General features: G+C 38.2%; 11 protein-coding genes. 5 read left to right on the top strand and 6 right to left on the bottom strand.

Annotated elements, in window-relative coordinates; translation table 11 throughout:
- Positions 1 to 476: 476 nt before the first annotated feature.
- From FPK91_RS02815 to FPK91_RS02800, 4 genes are all read right to left on the bottom strand, one after another.
- Positions 477 to 2,849 (bottom strand): alkaline phosphatase D family protein, encoded by a 2,373-nt coding sequence (locus tag FPK91_RS02815; RefSeq protein WP_144207688.1) that lies wholly within the window; start codon positions 2,847 to 2,849, stop codon positions 477 to 479.
- Positions 2,850 to 3,056: 207 nt separating this feature from the next.
- A complete protein-coding gene (locus FPK91_RS02810) occupies positions 3,057 to 4,184 on the bottom strand; it encodes a glycoside hydrolase family 117 protein (RefSeq protein ID WP_144207685.1) in 1,128 nt (375 codons plus the stop codon).
- Positions 4,185 to 4,303: 119 nt separating this feature from the next.
- A complete protein-coding gene (locus FPK91_RS02805; RefSeq protein ID WP_144207682.1) occupies positions 4,304 to 5,257 on the bottom strand; it encodes a sugar kinase in 954 nt (317 codons plus the stop codon).
- Between the two features lie 2 nt (positions 5,258 to 5,259).
- Positions 5,260 to 6,864 carry a sugar porter family MFS transporter gene (locus FPK91_RS02800; protein WP_144207679.1) on the bottom strand — a complete coding sequence of 535 codons (1,605 nt, stop codon included), beginning with the start codon at positions 6,862 to 6,864 and terminating at the stop codon, positions 5,260 to 5,262.
- Between the two features lie 417 nt (positions 6,865 to 7,281).
- On the opposite strand from FPK91_RS02800, the gene FPK91_RS02795 reads away from it, so the two are divergent.
- The 5 genes from FPK91_RS02795 (at position 7,282) to FPK91_RS02775 (ending at position 16,342) form a co-directional block, all read left to right on the top strand.
- Positions 7,282 to 9,642 carry a beta-galactosidase gene (locus tag FPK91_RS02795; RefSeq protein WP_144207676.1) on the top strand — a complete coding sequence of 787 codons (2,361 nt, stop codon included), beginning with the start codon at positions 7,282 to 7,284 and terminating at the stop codon, positions 9,640 to 9,642.
- 337 nt (positions 9,643 to 9,979) lie between these two features.
- Positions 9,980 to 10,597, top strand: a complete 618-nt coding sequence (locus FPK91_RS02790) for a GntR family transcriptional regulator (RefSeq protein ID WP_144207673.1) — start codon at positions 9,980 to 9,982, stop codon at positions 10,595 to 10,597.
- A gap of 703 nt (positions 10,598 to 11,300) precedes the next feature.
- Positions 11,301 to 13,730, top strand: a complete 2,430-nt coding sequence (locus FPK91_RS02785) for an agarase (RefSeq protein WP_144207670.1) — start codon at positions 11,301 to 11,303, stop codon at positions 13,728 to 13,730.
- Positions 13,731 to 13,903: 173 nt separating this feature from the next.
- Positions 13,904 to 15,271, top strand: coding sequence for an RICIN domain-containing protein (locus FPK91_RS02780; protein WP_227006663.1), 1,368 nt, complete (start codon positions 13,904 to 13,906; stop codon positions 15,269 to 15,271).
- 225 nt (positions 15,272 to 15,496) lie between these two features.
- On the top strand, positions 15,497 to 16,342 hold the full coding sequence (locus tag FPK91_RS02775) for a helix-turn-helix domain-containing protein (RefSeq protein ID WP_144207663.1): 846 nt from the start codon (positions 15,497 to 15,499) through the stop codon (positions 16,340 to 16,342).
- Between the two features lie 297 nt (positions 16,343 to 16,639).
- Here the strand turns inward: FPK91_RS02775 and FPK91_RS02765 are convergent, their stop codons facing one another.
- Positions 16,640 to 16,942 carry a YkgJ family cysteine cluster protein gene (locus FPK91_RS02765; protein WP_144207660.1) on the bottom strand — a complete coding sequence of 101 codons (303 nt, stop codon included), beginning with the start codon at positions 16,940 to 16,942 and terminating at the stop codon, positions 16,640 to 16,642.
- Positions 16,943 to 17,214: 272 nt separating this feature from the next.
- A complete protein-coding gene (locus tag FPK91_RS02760) occupies positions 17,215 to 17,904 on the bottom strand; it encodes a pseudouridine synthase (RefSeq protein ID WP_144207658.1) in 690 nt (229 codons plus the stop codon).
- Positions 17,905 to 17,925 lie beyond the last annotated feature (21 nt).

Below are 17,925 nucleotides of genomic sequence, written 5' to 3'. Positions count from 1 at the left end.
AAGTTAATATAATGTTGCAACTCTGTTTACAGACATTACTGATCAAGGGAATAACTGTCAACATAATTTTGTTAACAATCTTCAATTAACTTAAGTCTATTTAATTTAATTATTTCTATAAATTTCTATCTGTTATTTTTCACATTGTACCGTAATTAACATACTGTTAACCATTGATCTTGTGATTGCTTTACATTGATTTTAAAGACATTTACGCCAACTATTATTTACACAGTTAAATTAGCTGACATAGCCCATTCAGTAGATGATTACACTTTAAGAGGGAGGAGAACTAGAGGGACATACTGGTTAATTAGATTGAATATAAAAAATCAAAACTTTAATGTGCTGTTTTAAAATGTTAACAGATATTTTTCACGGTATGCTAACTGTTATTTCAACCATCTCAGAGATGCTTAATATAAACATAAAAAAGCCATCCTCGGATGGCTTTTTTGAAGCATGAGTTTGCCTAACTAGGATTCAAATTTATGAATATATGGCCAACCCGAAAATTGCTTTCCTTTATGCGGATCGGTATTCCACTCCCAACATTCAAATTCAAATTGTTTGGCAGAGTGATCAACTTTAACAATGCCGTAGCCTTCACTTTTTAAACTTCTGTCAGCTAAAAAGTTACTCCATGAATTATCCGTCTGTTGCTTAAAATCATCATAGGTTACTTTGGGATTAGCTACCGCAAATACTCGCATTTTATTACCAAAGGAATCAGTAAAATTACCCGTATTGGGTCCATTATTGAATTGATTATCAAGCTTACCTAAGCCTTCAAACCAACGCTGCCAAAAGGCGGCTCCTGCAGGTCCAGCATAAAATAATGGCCCATCGTCGAAAGTGTTTAAACCTTGTTTTGCAATCATAGCTAAATGTTGATCACCACAAATAACCACCGCGCCAGCGTCTTTAATCAATTTGACAGCTCTTGTTCTGCCGTCAGGTGGATAGCCGTTAGAGTCATAATCTAATAGCGGTTCTAGGTTACTTTTGGTTTGTGGTGAGCCCCACATAGAAGCTGCAATACAAATTTTGGGTAGACCTTTATCCATATCAGCCCATTCACGTAAAAACTGTTCTTGTCTGTGACCCAATAGCTCGCCTTGTGCATAAATCGGTTTGATATTGATATTACGGCGTGATTTGAATTTTCTGTCTTCTACTAACGCAAAACTCACACCACCGTAAACAAATGCTCCGTAAGTCACGGGTATACCGTGTTCTATGGGGGTTGGATCATATGCATCTGGATTATGGCCATGCTGCATTCGGTAAACCATCTTAACAAGTGATTTAGTTTGAATATAACCACCGTCTTCTTCGGTGCGTTTATCACCTTCAAGTACCACAGGGTCTCGTCCGCCGACGCCCCATAAGTTCCCCTGTAAAACGTCATGGTCATCAGCTAACAATATAGCGGGTTTATTTCTTATAGAGTCTTTGAATGTCCAATACCATAGATACCAGCGATAAAGCATGTCTAAATGTGAATCAGGCCGACTACGCCAAACTTGAGTAGGCGTAGCTTCATAGAATTGGTCGCCACAAAATACATACATGTCTGGCTCATGGCTATCACAATTAGCCACTAGTTCAGTGTGAGGAAACAAAATATTTTCAGGACTGAAACGGCCTAACTGCTTTTCTTGTTTCAATCTAGTTTGATAATGTTCGATATCCAACGATTGGTTTGTAGCAACCAAGCATGAATACAAAGCAATAGACAAAGGCTTAGTTTTACCCGGATCTTTTAATACCTGACCTTGATATAACACATCTACATTGTCTGAGTCAGAATCTGTGATCACACGATAGTGGTGAGTTTTACTACTGTCCCAATCATCCACTCTGTATTGAATGATGTAACCAGGTTCCATATTAGCTACAGGTGCAGAATGCCAGTCATTGCTGCCACTAACTTGGTATTCTAACTTAGCTTGTTGATATTCTTGCTCTGCCACAGGCATAAATTGAGCACTCAGTTTTAACACTGACTTGTTTACGCTATGCATACAGCCCATAACAGGGCCAATGGCACGTTGATCAAACTGAGATAATTTTTCACCACCGGTTTTAATCTCTGAAAATGCCCAACGAGCGCCACTTTGTTTCGGTGGCGTTGATGATAACAACATCACCCCGCCTAGTAGTTCCTCATTAGGAACGCCTGTTCTAACAATAAATCCAAGCTCTTTACCTGTTTTACTGTCCTTTGCCACCAAACGGATATCAAATGACGATTGAGAGACTGGATCAATATGACAATCTAAAACTATCTCACGGTCATGTAATTGGCCAATATTGACAGTATTAGTCCTGACAACCTGCTCAAAGGCTAACGGTTTTTGTTTGTCGGTAAAGTCTCTAAAACTGAGGTCCCCTTTTTCGTTAATTACCGCCATAAAGCCACCGTTTTCACCCGATGCTCTCTGGATTAATGCGCTCGCTCGGTAATCTAAAGTGTTAGAACCTGCACCCAATAAAAAACCACAGAAGCCTGCTTTAGTGGGAGTTAAATTTGAGATTTTAGCTTGTATACGTGCAGGCTTGATACTGTTGTTTAATTGCCGAGTTAAAATAGACACTGTACGCATTTCAAAACCACGACCATCGCGAATACATTCAATCTTACCTGCGTTTAATCGCCAATCTTGTAAACGGTTTCCCCAAAAAGCGGACCCAAGCCAAGGTCGTTGAACATTGCTGACTAATGTTTCAACCGGGGAGACATTAGTAACAAATTTTCGATTAGCTGCAGCTCTAGCAGCTTGAGATGGAAATAATATTCCCCCAGTCGCTAATGCCGAAAGTTTTATAAAACTGCGTCTATCCATGTTTTCCTCAGTCTTGTTTACAAGTGTCTATTTTTATTAAAAACGCCAATATAAATAACATTAATACAATTAGTTGAAGTCAATTCACCAAAGTTAAGTATTATTTAAACACCGTTATATAGGTATAAAAATAGCAACATCTGATTATCACAGATGTTGCTATGGTTATTGTGGCGAAGTGATACAGCGATAAAGGGTTGGTAATATCTAATTAGAATTTTGAAAGGTGCCGGCATCCAACACTTGTCGTTTAATACTAAATCGACAGATAAAATTCCAATTCCAGGATGAATCGTACTTATGGCATAAACCCCAAGTTAATCCAGGTCTTTGATTTTTTTCTGATTGATAATTTTTAGCATGATCAGGGTTAACTGAAGTATCGTCTGACTCAGTATCTCGAAATAAACCAATTGCTTCAGGTGCACCTTTTATATGCGCCATAATGTTAAAATTCTGACCATCTTTAGCAAATTGAATGGTGTTTTTTTCTGGTCCATCGGTCGTTAATAGTGAGGCTATTCCACCTTCAAAATTCCACACAACTACTTCGTGGCCACTGTTCGAAATGGGATTTAGCTCAGACTTGATATAAGGCCCTTCAATGTTGTCTGCTATAGCGACACCATGCTTAATTTCACGCCCACCGAAATTCATTTCTTCACCCATGGTTTCACCTTTGTAATAAAGGTAAAACTTGTCATTAAATACGATTAAACAGGGATCATGAACTTTGTGACTATCAAAACTGCCTTTGCTCGTCACATGAAAACGATTATCTTCATCCCCACGCCACTGACCATCTTTACTCGGACTTAATATCGGAGCTGCAGATTTCACCCAAGGCCCGTAAGGGCTATCTGCACTTGCTAAGGCTATTTCTTCATATTGACGATTGGTATAAGGCGTGGTGACAGTTTGATAAACCAGATAAAAACGGCCCTTGTGCGCTAAAACTTCTGGCGTAAATATCGCGCGGTCATCGAATTGACCTAATTCACCTCTGGTTATAGCAGCGCCTTGTTCTTTCCAGGTTTCGCCATCAGTTGATGTGGCATGCCAAACTTCGGTTAAATCCCAAGGGAAAACTTTATCAGCAGGATTGGCAGAACCAAATCCGACGGTTTGCCCTTCGCCTTTTGTATACCAGCAATGCAATACACCGTCGACATCAATCACTGATGAAGGATCGCGTCTAATCACACCTTCTTCAAAAGCAAAATCTCCTTTTAGCGGACTTACATCAAACTCAACCATCCAATCGGCATTGTAATTATCGTATCCACGTTCGATAGCGCGTTGACTCGCGAGGCTCAATGGTTTTTGTAAACTCATATGCTTTGTTTCCCTTACTACTTAAGCAACTAGAAAGTGTTTAATAAAAAATCATAAATCAATATTCTTGAGTAACTCATGAAATCTGCACTCATTACTGATGATGTTTCTACTAAACACTAAATTAAAGTCTGACTTCGCTTAGCGTATGTATTTATCGCGTTATATATTTCAATGTCTAATATTGCGCCTTTATGCTGGACGACTTCTCTAGCAACACTGCAAGCATCGACAAGTGCGGTCTCAATATCACAGCCGATATTACGTGCTGCTAAATAAGTACCAGCAAAAGAATCTCCAGCAGCTGTCGAATCAATTTGAACTGGGGCAGCGACAAACGCTTGATGTGCAATAAGTTCGCCACATTCATATACAAATGTACCGTCATTACCACACTTAACGATAATCTCTTTAGCGCCTAAAGACTGGCAATATTGCATGACTTGAATAGGCGTGGTTTGGCCAAGTAATAACTGATGTTCTTCTATTCCTGGTAAAGCAATATCACAGTGCTGATATGCTAACTCAAGCCAATGAATGGCATGTTCTGGGCCTTTCCACATTGCGGGTCGGTAATTAGGGTCGAAGGCGATTTTAGTGCCATTTTCTTGGAGCTTTTTAGTCAATTCAAGTAATAGCCCCTTATCTTCATCAGATAAAATACCCAATGAAATACCACTAAAAAATGCAATATCAACCTGGCCGATTTTGCTGATTAATTCTGTTAAAGGCATTAAACGCATCATTTGTGTCGCTGCGGATTGTGAACGCCAATAACTGAAACTGCGTTCACCTGTATCATCTGTTGATATTGCGTAAATCCCAATTGTGGCCGAAGCGGATATTAACGCACACTTTGTATTGAGATGATGTTTTTCCCACGCACTCAACATAGTCAAACTGCTTGAATCATTGCCCACCGCAGTAAAATAGCGACAGTCACTATTGACGTTATATCGTTTTGCATAAACCAAAGCGTTGTAGGTATCGCCAGCAAATGATCGGTTTAATAAGGAATCAGATTTTTCAATTAACTCCATCATGCATTCACCGATAGCAAGTATTGATTTCATCGTTACGCTTCTCTTTTGAGCAAAGTCACTTTCTCAGGTTGAGATTCTCTTGCAAGTAACATTTCAATTTCTTCAATTGTCTTGTTCTTGGTCTCTGGCATGATTTTATATAAGAGTACAAAACCAATAGCGCCGCAAACTGCATAGAACAGGAATATTTCATCTGCGCCAAATACACTCAACTGCCATGGGAAAAATTGTTGTACAAGATAACTAACGAAACTTGCAATAAAGGTAAAAACTGGAATCGCAACGCCACGAATATGGGTCGGAAATATTTCCGAAAATAACACCCACATAATTGGCCCAATTGAGAAATGAAATGCGGCAATAAAGCCAATAATCCCACCTATGATTAAATTAACATTGATAGTGGCAGCACTTTGCAGTAGTTGACTCTCGAACAACTTTGCATCGGATTCTCCCATGATTTGAATTAAAGCATCTTTAAATTCAACATCACTATGATAAATAACGTTAGCTATTGATGATAAATCGCCAATATTCACTTCAGCAGCTAGTGTAATTAATGCTTGATCGGTTAATGAATATGTCGCGCTATGGAACCCCCAAAAACAAGCGAACAAACTTACTGTTGCGGTCGCTAAGCCCCAGATGACCAATGGTCTGCGGCCTAATCTATCGATGAGTAAAATAGCGACAATAGTAAATACAATGCTGACTAATCCAACGACTACGGCTTGAAAAAATGCCGCGTCAGTACCGATACCTAGCTGTTCAAAAACCGTGGGGGCATAAAACATGATGGCGTTAATTCCGGTGATTTGTTGAACAATACCAATGGTCAACGCAATAATCATTACCGATCTAACTTTGGTATCAAATAGACTTTTAAAAAGCTCAATGAACGAGGCTTTCTCATCGTGATCTTTAAGGCTTTCTTTAATCTGTGCAATTTCATCATCACAATGAGTCGTATTGTTGAATTGATTAATGATTTCTTTCGCTTTAACCTCTTTACGCTTCATGATTAACCAGCGTGGACTTTGGGGAATATTCAGTAACAGGAAAAACCAAATGATTGCCGGTATTATTTCAACAGCTAACATCCAGCGCCAGGTATGAGTATCTATCCCTAATGAAGTCACCAATGGATGACCACTTTCTGAAAAAGACAATATCCCATAGTTAACGAAATACGCTATGGATAAGCCTACAACAATATTAATTTGAATAATTGATACTAGCTTGCCACGTAAATGTGATGGCGCAATTTCACCGATATACATCGCAGCTACGGATAAAGACGTGAATGCTAAGCCGCCAATAAATCTGGCAATAACCAGTGACTCAAAACTGGTTGCGATAACAGATAACACAGCGGAGATAATATAAATAAAGGAGATAAGCACGAGGGTTTTCTTACGCCCGATTTTGTCACAAATAAAGCCAGTAACGAGTAAGGCAAATATAACACCGAAACCTGGTGCACTGACGACGGTTCCTATTTGCATATCAGATAAACCAAATTCACTGGTAACAAATCTAACGGTACCTGATATTAGTGCAGCATCGAGACCGAAGATAAATCCTCCAATAGCAACAACCAACGCACAATAGAAAACGCTGTGACTTCTAGCAATCATATGTGTATCCATCTTTTAGTATTAATTTGTAATGATGTCGTTTATGAGATTTTGAATAACCGTATTAGCAAACGATAAAACGGTTAGAATTAGCTACTCAACGACTATTAACATTACAGTAGCATTAACAACAAAGATTTAGCAACTATTGTTAACAATTTACTATGATGAATGTTTTCCTAGTCATTCTAAGTTGACTACCTTAGTCAAGATTATAATGTATTACACTGAATAATATGTAAAAAATGGTTAAAATAATTAAATAACCTTCCATTTTAGTTTAATGTACCAATTTGTATTTTTCCGACTTTTTTGGATAGAATTATCACAAATTATTAATAATTCATTGCACCTGCAGTTTTTGCAATGTAGATTGTTAACAAAATGAATTTAACGATGTATATGGTTATGAAAAATATGATGAGCTCTACCCAATCAACGATTGAGTCAACCAAAAAAGCGTTATTAGTGATATCCATACTTGTCGCTATAAGTGGTTGTCAGTCTGAATCAGTGACTGCTGTAGTTACTCCAACGCCGGAAGTGGAGTCAACGGTTAACCAAAGTATGCAGCTTATCGATTTTGATAAGCAGATTGAATTCATAAAAACCCTTGCTGCAGATACGCAGATTAATGATGGTGTCATCAGTGTTAAGTTTAAATCTGAAAATAATAGTTACAGTAATATCAGTTTTAACCCTGATACGCCGTGGGATTGGAGTGCGCTAAAAGATTTCAATCTTGCATTTGATATTGCAAATACTGGTGAGCACAGTGTGCAGCTTTACCTTGATATCAGTGATATTGACGGTGCTAATTACACTCGTACAGTCAATATTCCTGTCGGCAGCTCATCTAATACGTATTACGCGAAAATGGCAGGTCATGATTTAGCAACACCTGATGGAGATCATAAAGTTGAGCTAAATTTTAATTCAGGTTTACGTTCAAACCCAGATACTTGGGAAAGTGACGAAGTGCAGTTTACCTCTATGTGGGGTAAGAAGAACCTCAACACCAAAGGCATCTCGAAAATCAGTTTAAGCGTGCAGAGCAACTTACATAATAAAGAAATTTTACTAAGTAATATTCGAATTCGCCAAAACCCAGAGTTTAACAAACAGTTCTTGAACCATATCGTTGATAAATTCGGTCAAAACAACACTGAACATTTTGTGGGTAAGGTAAACAATGAAGCTGAACTAGAAAACCAACGCGTTGATGAAGCAAAAACCTTAACGGGTAAAGTTGCTGAAGGAAGAAGCCAATTTGGTGGCTGGCTAGCAGGTCCTAAATTAACCGCAACGGGCTACTTTAGAACCGAAAAGGTTAATGATAAGTGGTCATTAGTTGATCCCGATGGTTACCTGTATCTCGCTACAGGCGTAGATATTATTCGTTTATCTAACTCTTCAACCATGACGGGATTTGATTTTGATCAAAAACACATCATTCAGCCCACAAAAGATAACGTCACACCGGAAGATTCTCAAAAATTAAATCGGGTGTCCGATGCTGCTATAGCTAGTCGTTTCAAAGCATCAGATACACGAGCAAACATGTTCAATTGGCTACCAAAGTATGACGAACCATTAGGTAAACATTTCGGATATCGAAGAAGCGCACATTCAGGGCCATTGAAACATGGTGAGACTTACAGTTTTTATTCTGCAAACCTTGAACGTAAATACGGTAATCAGCCTCAGGGCTATATGCAAGCCTGGGAAGATACAACCATCAGCAGAATGTTGGATTGGGGTTTTACATCTCTAGGTAACTGGACTGATCCACGTTACTACGACAATAACAAAATCCCCTACTTTGCTAATGGATGGATTATTGGTAACTACAAAACAGTGTCAAGTGGTGATGACTTTTGGGGTGCGATGCCAGATGTATTTGACCCTGAATTTGAAGTTCGAGCTTTTGAAACCGCGAAAGTCGTTTATGAAGAAGTAAAAAATAACCCTTGGTGTGTCGGCGTATTCATTGATAACGAAAAAAGCTTTGGCCGTTCAGATAGTGTCAAAAGTCATTACGGTATTGTCGTTAATACACTCACACGTAACGGCAAAGATGTACCAACAAAAGCTGCATTCACCGCAGTCATGAAGCAAAAATATGGTGAGATTCAAGCACTCAATACTGTGTGGGAGAAAGAGTTCACTAGTTGGGAAGCATTTGACCGCGGCATTGATTCGAGCATTAATAACGAACAACAAATAGCTGATTATGGTGTATTACTTTCAGCCTATGCTGACAAGTACTTCAGTACGGTAGATAAAGCATTACAAAAATACATGCCAAACCATATGTATTTGGGATCACGCTTTCCTGATTGGGGTATGCCTATTGAGGTTGTAAAATCTTCAGCTAAATTTGTCGATGTAGTCAGCTTTAACTCATATAAAGAAGGACTGACTAAAAAATCTTGGAAATTCCTCGAAGATATCGACATGCCAAGCATTATTGGTGAGTTTCATATTGGCGCTAAAGATTCTGGTTTATATCATCCTGGTTTAATTCATGCTGCAGATCAGCAAGACCGCGGTGTAATGTATCAAGATTATATGAATTCGGTTATTGATAACCCGTACTTCATCGGCGCGCATTGGTTTCAGTACATTGATTCACCTATCACGGGCCGCGCCTATGATGGTGAAAACTATAATGTCGGATTCATTTCAGTAACAGACACTCCTTACCCACATATGGTTGAAGCGGCTAAAACCGTGAATGGCAATATGTATCAAAGAAGGTTTGGTAAACAAGAATAAAGAGAGTAACCGCGTTAATTTAAACTTTGTTTTATGAATGCTTCTTATCCCCAGGAAGCATTCAGTTTTATCCAATCTCGTTATAGATTGCTTGAAATCTGGTTAGGTCTCCAGAATTGCCCTGTCAGTTATTTAACAACTATGTTTGTTGTTAACAATAAACTGCTTCAGGGCATTTTTTTGATTTTAAAAACATAAGAATTTTTCTGAATCATTTAATATCAGCAACTTATAATAAATTTTTATGTATATTATTAACAATGTGACATTTGACAATTGTAATGATTTCACTAAGTGTCTAGAATGTTAATATATAATGATGAAAATTGGATACAACATGGCTGCAGCAAAACCGACAAAAATTCTTTCAGTTAAAGATCAAATAGCAGATCAACTGCGTTCAGATATTATTGCTGGTGATTTAGCGCCAAACACTAAGCTTAACGAACAAGAATTAGCAAAACGCTTTGGTTTATCGCGCGGGCCGATTCGAGATGTGATCTTACAGTTAACCAAAGAAGGTTTACTGATATCTAAGAATAACTGTGGTGCATCAGTTAACAGTGTTCTAGAGCCAAAGCTACAAAAGCTGATGATTAACCTGCGTCGTAACATTGAAGTCTATGCTATCGAGAATTTCAAAAATAACCCGCTAACTGAAGATGATGTTATCCAGTTGGAAACGATTCTTGATGAGTTACAAGGAGCCTTTGATAAAGAAGATTTTACTGAAGTCACTAAAATTGATATCTCGTTCCATAACTACCTAATATATAAAGCGGGTGGCGAAGATTTAGTTAATATCTGGTATCCATACGTCATGCGCATGCGCCTTAACTACAAACGCATCACCACTAGCTCTGAGTGTGTAGAAGAGCACAGAGGAATCTTACAAGCGTTGCGTGAAGGTGATATTACTCGCGCAGTTAAAGCGATTAAGGAAAATATTAAGTAAGCGATATTATTACTTAATATTGGACAGGCTCAACCACCTATTCAGCGTTATACAATGAACATGAACTAAATCATGTTTGTTTCATAAAAAGACAGTCAGCCGCTGTCTTTTTTTGTGGGCGAGATTTGCCATATTGATCAAGACTAGAGTAAGTAAACAGCTTTAATTTTCCTGCATAACGGGTGTCAATACTGAAACAAACTATGCCCGTTAGACTTAGTTACAACTAGCGAGTTATATCAATAGTGAAATTGAGAAGAGCTGTAATTGAAGACTTATCACTTTTATGAAAATGTAAGCGCATTGACATAAAAACAAACTATTCTTGAATGTAAATCTACTCTCCCATTGGTAAAAACTTGGCAGCAGATAAATAATAAGTTGTATAAATGATGAGTTTAACGAATACAAACCATTTAAAATCAACAATACCTACATTGAAAGTAATTCACTCCTAATAATTTTAATTTAACATGGCAGCATAAAACCCTGACAAAAAGGCTAAATTGACATCAATTTAAATCATACCAATCTATTAGTAACTCAAACTACAATAATTTTTGTTAACAATTTAATAAAAACAATGCTAGGTTGTGTTCATTACCTTTGGGAACGTCATGTTTGTATCTAATACCTTTTAAATTAGATTGTTGTCGGCGCTGTTGTTGTTCCTCTTTAGTTTTTAAAACTGTAAGTGAGCACTATGATACAAGATAACAAAAATCTCTTTAATCGATCTATATTACAAAAAACCATCATTGCATTAATGGTTAGCACCTCGATAACGGCTTGTGGAGGTGGCTCGTCAAGTAGCCCTATTCAAGAACCTGATAAGCCTATTGTTAACCCACCTGCCGATCTTGATTCATCACCTAACGAGTTTGTTTTTACAGCGCAAACAGAGGTGGAATTGAATACCTATATTAGTTCAAACCCTATAATCGTAATGGGCATTGAAACCGACGTTGAAATCAGTATTAGTCAGGGAGAGTATGCTATCAATGACGGTGAATTTACTGATACTAAAGGTACCGTAGCCGTTAATGATTCAATCACTGTGCGTTTAATGTCATCTGATAAAGCAAGCGCTGAAGTTATCTCACAATTAACGATTGGTGACTATACAACCCCGTTTAGTGTCACCACATTAGAAGCTAAGCCTGAACCACAAAGTACCAAACTCATATTTAATCTTGATACGGTTCATACCGTTGCTGGTACGAGTAAATTTGCACGAGAGAAATTTATTACTATCCATGCCTCTCATACTGAAAATGATTGGTTTAACGTTGGCGTTAATGCTTCTGAAGATCTCATTACAGAATTCATGGAAGGATACGATGTGTATTTTGGTAGAGATACTGGAGGTATGCGTTACCAATTAAGCCTTTTAGCTGAGTCAGCCTTAAAAAGTGGATTTGTAGACGCAGCAATGGCAACCAGTAACGGTGGTAACAGCCGCTGGAATTACACTACATCTGAAGATGACAGAGCAATATCTCAACGGCAACATGCACATCGAAATGCCAGCATGGTTGTGGCAGCTCAACAACACCCTTATTGGCCGGATGGTAAAGATACGGGCCAAGGTTGGTCATTCTCACAAACGGATAACGCCTCAGAACCATTTGGTACCGCTACCGGTGATTACATGGGGCAGTTTGTTGCAAAATACTTCAACAAAAATGATGGCATAGATGTCTATGGCCAACCTAAGCCGAAGTACATTGAAGTGATGAACGAGCCTTTATACGAATTAGTAGATTATGCAGAAGAACCAACCACTGTAACCAAAGTATTTGAATTTCACAGTAATGTCGCAAAAGCCATTAAAGCCTTAAAAGTCAATGAAGTAAAAGCGAATGATAATGTGCTGATTGGCGGTTATACCGTTGCATTCCCTGACTTTGAGAAACAAGAGTTTGAACGTTGGGAATTAAGAGATAAAGCCTTTATTGATGTTGCTGGCGCAGACATGGATTTTATTTCATTGCACCTTTATGACTTCCCTGCTTTTCAAAACAGAGAAGAGTTAAGGACGGGCAGTAATATTGAAGCAACATTCGATATGCTCGAGCAATATATGGCAATGTCTTTAGGAGAAGTTAAACCCTTTATCATTTCAGAGTATGGCGCTCAAATGCACTCTCTGTTTAACCAACCTTGGTTACCGCAGCGAGACTGGAATCATTTAAAAGCGATTAATGGACAGTTGATGTCGTTTTTAGAGCGTCCAAACCAAATTGAAATGGCGATTCCGTTTATTCCAATTAAAGCCGAATGGGGACGCTTAAGTGAAACGGTCCCCTATTACACGCGGTTAATGCGTCAAAACAAAGAGGCGTCTGGTCAAACTGGTGATGAATACGTATACACCGAAATGGTGAAGTTTTACCAATTGTGGTCAGAAGTTAACGGGACCCGCGTTGATAGTTTTGCTACTGACGCTGATTTTCAATTAGATGCATACATTAATACCAATGATGCAGGTAATAGCGATGCTTACCTTGTTATCAATAGTTTAGAGAAAAACTCACAGGTCGTTGATTTATCGCTACTGGGTTTTGATGAAACCTCGATAAGCTCAATTAGTATTAAACAGCTATCCCATGACGATCAAACGCCTGTATTTACTGAAACCACACCTCAGTTACTTACCGATATTGCATCACTCACGATCGGCGCTGAAGCCACAGCAATTATTAAACTCTCATTTAATAAGCTTATCACTCAAGAGCATAGCCAAAATGAAACCAAATACTACGCAGATATTTATAAGCAAAATATCGTTGCCGATAGCCCGCTGAATTTTAACCTTGATAATGTTGTTATTGCCGACAATGGTGAAGCGACATTAAGAATAGGCTTAGGACGCGATCACGGTAAATCACTACAACCGACTGTTAGCATAAATGGTAATCCCATTGTTATCGACACCGATTACCGTGGCTACGATCAATATGCCAATGGATCTGGTCGCCTGCAATTTTTCGGATTAATCGAAATTCCTATCAACAACAGCTATGTAAACCAAAACAATCAAGTAGAGATTACTTTTGATGATGATGGCGGCTTTGTTACCTCAGTTTCAATGCAATATTTTGAGCAATCAAAACTACTCGCTCGCGAATAACTTATAAACGGTAAAACAATATTATAGGTGCAGTGCAAACTGCGCCCAAACTCATCTTACGATTGTGTTATTACGTGGTTATCGCAGTGGTGAGATCTATTCCTGTTGGGGCAGGAATAGTCTTAAGCCCAAAACTTTACACAAAATTAAGATCCACAATGAAAGGGAAATATATGAAACATCATTTAAATCTCGTATGCGCAACAGCATTATTAAGCACGAGTGTTTTATCCAGTTCAATTTATGCAGCTGATTGGGATAATATTCCACTGCCTGCTGTTGCGGGTAATGGCCTTGTTTGGCAATTGAATGATCAATACTCAGATTCATTTAACTATAACGGCAAAACATCGACATTCACTAGTAAATGGAATGACACGTATTTCAATGCATGGGAAGGACCAGGACTAACACGTTGGAGCAGCGGTGAGTCTTGGGTGTCTGATGGTAATTTGATTATTAGCGCATCGCGCAAGGCACCGGACTTGGTTAATGCAGGCGTTATTACTTCAAAAACTAAAGTTAAATACCCTATCTTCTTAGAAGCCAACATTAAGGTGAGTAACCTAGAGTTATCATCAAACTTTTGGCTATTGAGCGAAAATGATGAGCGTGAGATTGATATTTTAGAAGTATATGGCGGCGCACGTGAAACCTGGTTCGCACAAAATATGTCAACAAACTTCCATGTTTTCTTACGAAACGGTGATAACAGTATTAAAAGCGATTTTAATGACCAAACTCATAATACCCCTGTTTGGGGTAATACCTGGCGCGAAGGTTTTCATCGTTTTGGTGCCTATTGGAAAAGCCCTACTGACGTCACTTTTTATATCGATGGCCAAGAAACCCCTAATGGCTCTTGGGACGAAGTGGTCATGAAAGATAAAGACTACACTGGCGCAATAATGAATAAAAGCCAATACACAATGGACGAAGAAATGTTCATTATTTTGGATACTGAAGATCACTCTTGGCGTTCTGAAGCGGGTAATATTGCCACTAATGCTGATTTAGCGGATGCCAGTAAAAACAAAATGTACGTTGATTGGATCCGAGTCTATCAACCTGTTAGTGATGGTTCGTCAGGTGGCAATACTGGTGGTAACATCAACCCTAATACTCAATATCAAGTCGTCGCAAAGCATAGCAACAAGTGTGTTGACGTTATTGACAGTAAAAAAACAAACGGCAGTACTTACCAACAAACGGCTTGTAGTAACAACAATAGTGACCAACAGTTTAGCTTTACTGAGTTGTCGAATGGTTTCTATTCTATTAAAGCTAAAGTGAGTAACCTTTGTTTAGATTTATCGGCGGGATCAACCGCTAATGGCGCCAAAATCCAGCAATGGGTTTGTAACAGCTCGAATCAAAATCAAATGTGGCAACTCATTGATAAAGGTAATGACTATTACGAGATCAGAAATAAAACCAGTAATAAGTGTATTGATGTCGCAGGAAAACTAACAACCAATGGCGCTAATATTACCCAATGGAGTTGTTATGATGGTGATAATCAAAGATTTAAACTTAATTAAAGGATTGAATAATAAAATTGCACAATAAGTCTGTGCTTTTATTAACACCCAATGCTAGCCAATATTTTCTAACGATATTGCTAACGACGTATGGGTGTATTTACTCCAACATAGCAAAACTTTTAGTCTACAAGACCGAATCAAGCGTGTTATTGAAAAAACTCTAACAGCAAGCATTAGAAGATTAAGATAGAATTAAAGAATGTTGTGAGCTTTGAGAAACACATGATTAATTGGATAAGAAAACCTAACTCTGTAGATATTGCTCAATATGTTGATTGTTATTGGTTGATTCAAAAAAAGACAGAGTCAGAGTTACATCAATATCCCAAACTCAATCCAGATCCTAATGCGCATTTAATCATTTCTCCTGCAGATCAAGCTTTCCATCACGCATCTTCTCAGCAAAGCTTTACAGGTGTTGGCAGTCATTGGTTATGGCCGCATCAACATACCTATCAGTTAGATCACCGCAAAGCTTTTATTCATTTGGGTATCAAGTTTCAAATTGGCGCCCTTTACTCACTCGATTGTTTAACTGCAGAGCCGATGACATCCCCCATAGACGATGTCAGCCCTATTAGCTTAGCTGCATTACTCAACAATACCGACGCGGATGAAAATCAGTTAATCACTTTAGCGCTGGATGATCCTGATAAATGTACTCTAGCTTTAGATCGTTTGTTTTTAGCTTGGATTAAAAACAATAAAGAAGATAAACATAGTCAACTCACTCGCAAAATAATACCACTACTGATAGATAATGCGATTTCAGATTTGGGGGATAAGCTATTTTGTTCCCAAAGAACAGTAGAAAGGAGCTTTAACCGGGTGACAGGTTTAACACTGAAACAATGTCAGTCTATGCTTAAATTTGATGAAATTCTGGAATACCTTTACCAACGGGAAAGTAAAGATATCGATTGGGTAGAGGTTGCACTTAAGTTTGGCTTTAGCGATCAACCTCACCTAATACGCCACCTTAAAAAACAAATAGGCGTTACCCCTAGCGCTTACGTAAAAGACAGAGACTTAACCATTGATGTTTATGGCGGCATCAGTCCTACATAACAAAAATATCATTATAAATAAGTTAACCGTCTAGCGCTCATGCACATAGTAATTTTAACGATGTAGTCTAAATATCTTTGTGATTGAGTATGTCTAAATTTGAGTGGTGATGCTAATTCACCAAATAGCGAGATCCCACCACCTCATAGGTCGGGGATGGTGGTTATAATCATTTCATCACTGTGAACGTGTTTTAAAAAGCTTTGAATAGTCACACCACCATCGATATACAACTCATGTAAACCTTTGGGATTGGAGCATTACTACATTAGTCTCTTCTGATTTCTTATAACGGTACTAATTGTCGAGCGTAATAATGTTGGTTCTTTCTTGTTCGCATTCATAAGAACCCATTTCAAACTCACGACATATCCAGGGTCTATTCTCATAAATAGTACACATCAAGGTTTCCCTATCCACTGCTGCGCACCAACCATCGTCTAAACGTTTCATCGTTTGGCTGCCCCAACGGTCTTCACTTATATATTGTTCAGGTACACCCGTTTCAGAAATTATCATCACTTCTAACTTACAGCAGCAAGCCTGACAACTGCTGCAGGTAATCTCAGGATCAACAATGGTCGTGATTTCAATGGTCATAATTTGCTGCTTTTGGTTATTAAAACTAGGAAAGTCGGATTGCAGTATTTGAATTGTCTACTGATAAAGCTTAGCGCAAGATAATAACTTACTGTTGAACAATTAACTACGGTGAATCGACCAGTCGCCGACTAATTAGCCTAAGTTAGCAAATGATTTTAGATGCGTTAGTTTCTTGAGGGTCTTGCTATACAAGCTAGGGTTAACTTGATCTAACTTTGATTTGTTTGGATTTGTTTGGAATTGTTTGGATTTTTTATGTGTAAATTAAATCAGTCATTGAATGAGTTAACTTCATCGTCGCTAAGAAAGCGCCATTGATCTGCAGTAGTATTTAATTTGATGTGCCCTATTTGCTCTCGATGTAATTTGGTGACCTTGTTACCGACAGCAAAAAACATTCGTTTAACTTGGTGGTATCGACCTTCAGTTAAACTCAGTAAAACCTCTGTAGCAGAAATAAAGGTTACAATTGCTGGTAAAGTGGGCTTTGTCTCACCATCGAGCATAATGCCCTTCTCTAACAAAGATATTGATTCAACACTGATGGGCTTGGCTAAATTAACCCGATAAACTTTAGCGCATTGCATGTCTGGACGAGTAATATTAAAGGACCATCTGCCATCGTCTGTAATCAACACCAGCCCTGTAGTATCTGCGTCAAGTCTACCGACAATATGTAATTCATCTATATTTTCGATATCAATATCATTGAGTAATGATGGGTAATGACCATCTACATTCGAACAGATTTTATTAGCGGTTTTATTGAGTAACAGGTATCTGAAAGGTCTTGGGAATAAGGTTTTTCCATTCAATTGAATTACGTTATTCTCATGCACTTGATGTTTATTATCAGTGATAATTTGCAGATTCACTTGAACCAAACCATTTTCAATGGACTGAAGTACTTCATCTTTATTCATTGAAGTACTTCTAAGTACAAATTTATCTAAACGCATACCTGTCCATTAATAAAAAAG

Origin of the sequence: Shewanella donghaensis, assembly GCF_007567505.1 — a bacterium.
GTDB lineage: Bacteria > Pseudomonadota > Gammaproteobacteria > Enterobacterales > Shewanellaceae > Shewanella > Shewanella donghaensis.
Note: the sequence above shows the minus strand (reverse complement) of the source record. Positions and strands in the feature narration are given on the sequence as shown.

Bases quoted from the DNA above. Each gene is read 5' to 3' on its own strand.
- FPK91_RS02815 (WP_144207688.1), bottom strand. From the start codon at position 2,849: ATGGATAGACGCAGTTTTATAAAACTTTCGGCATTAGCGACTGGGGGA.
- FPK91_RS02810 (WP_144207685.1), bottom strand. From the start codon at position 4,184: ATGAGTTTACAAAAACCATTGAGCCTCGCGAGTCAACGCGCTATCGAA.
- FPK91_RS02805 (WP_144207682.1), bottom strand. From the start codon at position 5,257: ATGAAATCAATACTTGCTATCGGTGAATGCATGATGGAGTTAATTGAA.
- FPK91_RS02800 (WP_144207679.1), bottom strand. From the start codon at position 6,864: ATGATTGCTAGAAGTCACAGCGTTTTCTATTGTGCGTTGGTTGTTGCT.
- FPK91_RS02795 (WP_144207676.1), top strand. From the start codon at position 7,282: ATGATGAGCTCTACCCAATCAACGATTGAGTCAACCAAAAAAGCGTTA.
- FPK91_RS02790 (WP_144207673.1), top strand. From the start codon at position 9,980: ATGGCTGCAGCAAAACCGACAAAAATTCTTTCAGTTAAAGATCAAATA.
- FPK91_RS02785 (WP_144207670.1), top strand. From the start codon at position 11,301: ATGATACAAGATAACAAAAATCTCTTTAATCGATCTATATTACAAAAA.
- FPK91_RS02780 (WP_227006663.1), top strand. From the start codon at position 13,904: ATGAAACATCATTTAAATCTCGTATGCGCAACAGCATTATTAAGCACG.
- FPK91_RS02775 (WP_144207663.1), top strand. From the start codon at position 15,497: ATGATTAATTGGATAAGAAAACCTAACTCTGTAGATATTGCTCAATAT.
- FPK91_RS02765 (WP_144207660.1), bottom strand. From the start codon at position 16,942: ATGACCATTGAAATCACGACCATTGTTGATCCTGAGATTACCTGCAGC.
- FPK91_RS02760 (WP_144207658.1), bottom strand. From the start codon at position 17,904: ATGCGTTTAGATAAATTTGTACTTAGAAGTACTTCAATGAATAAAGAT.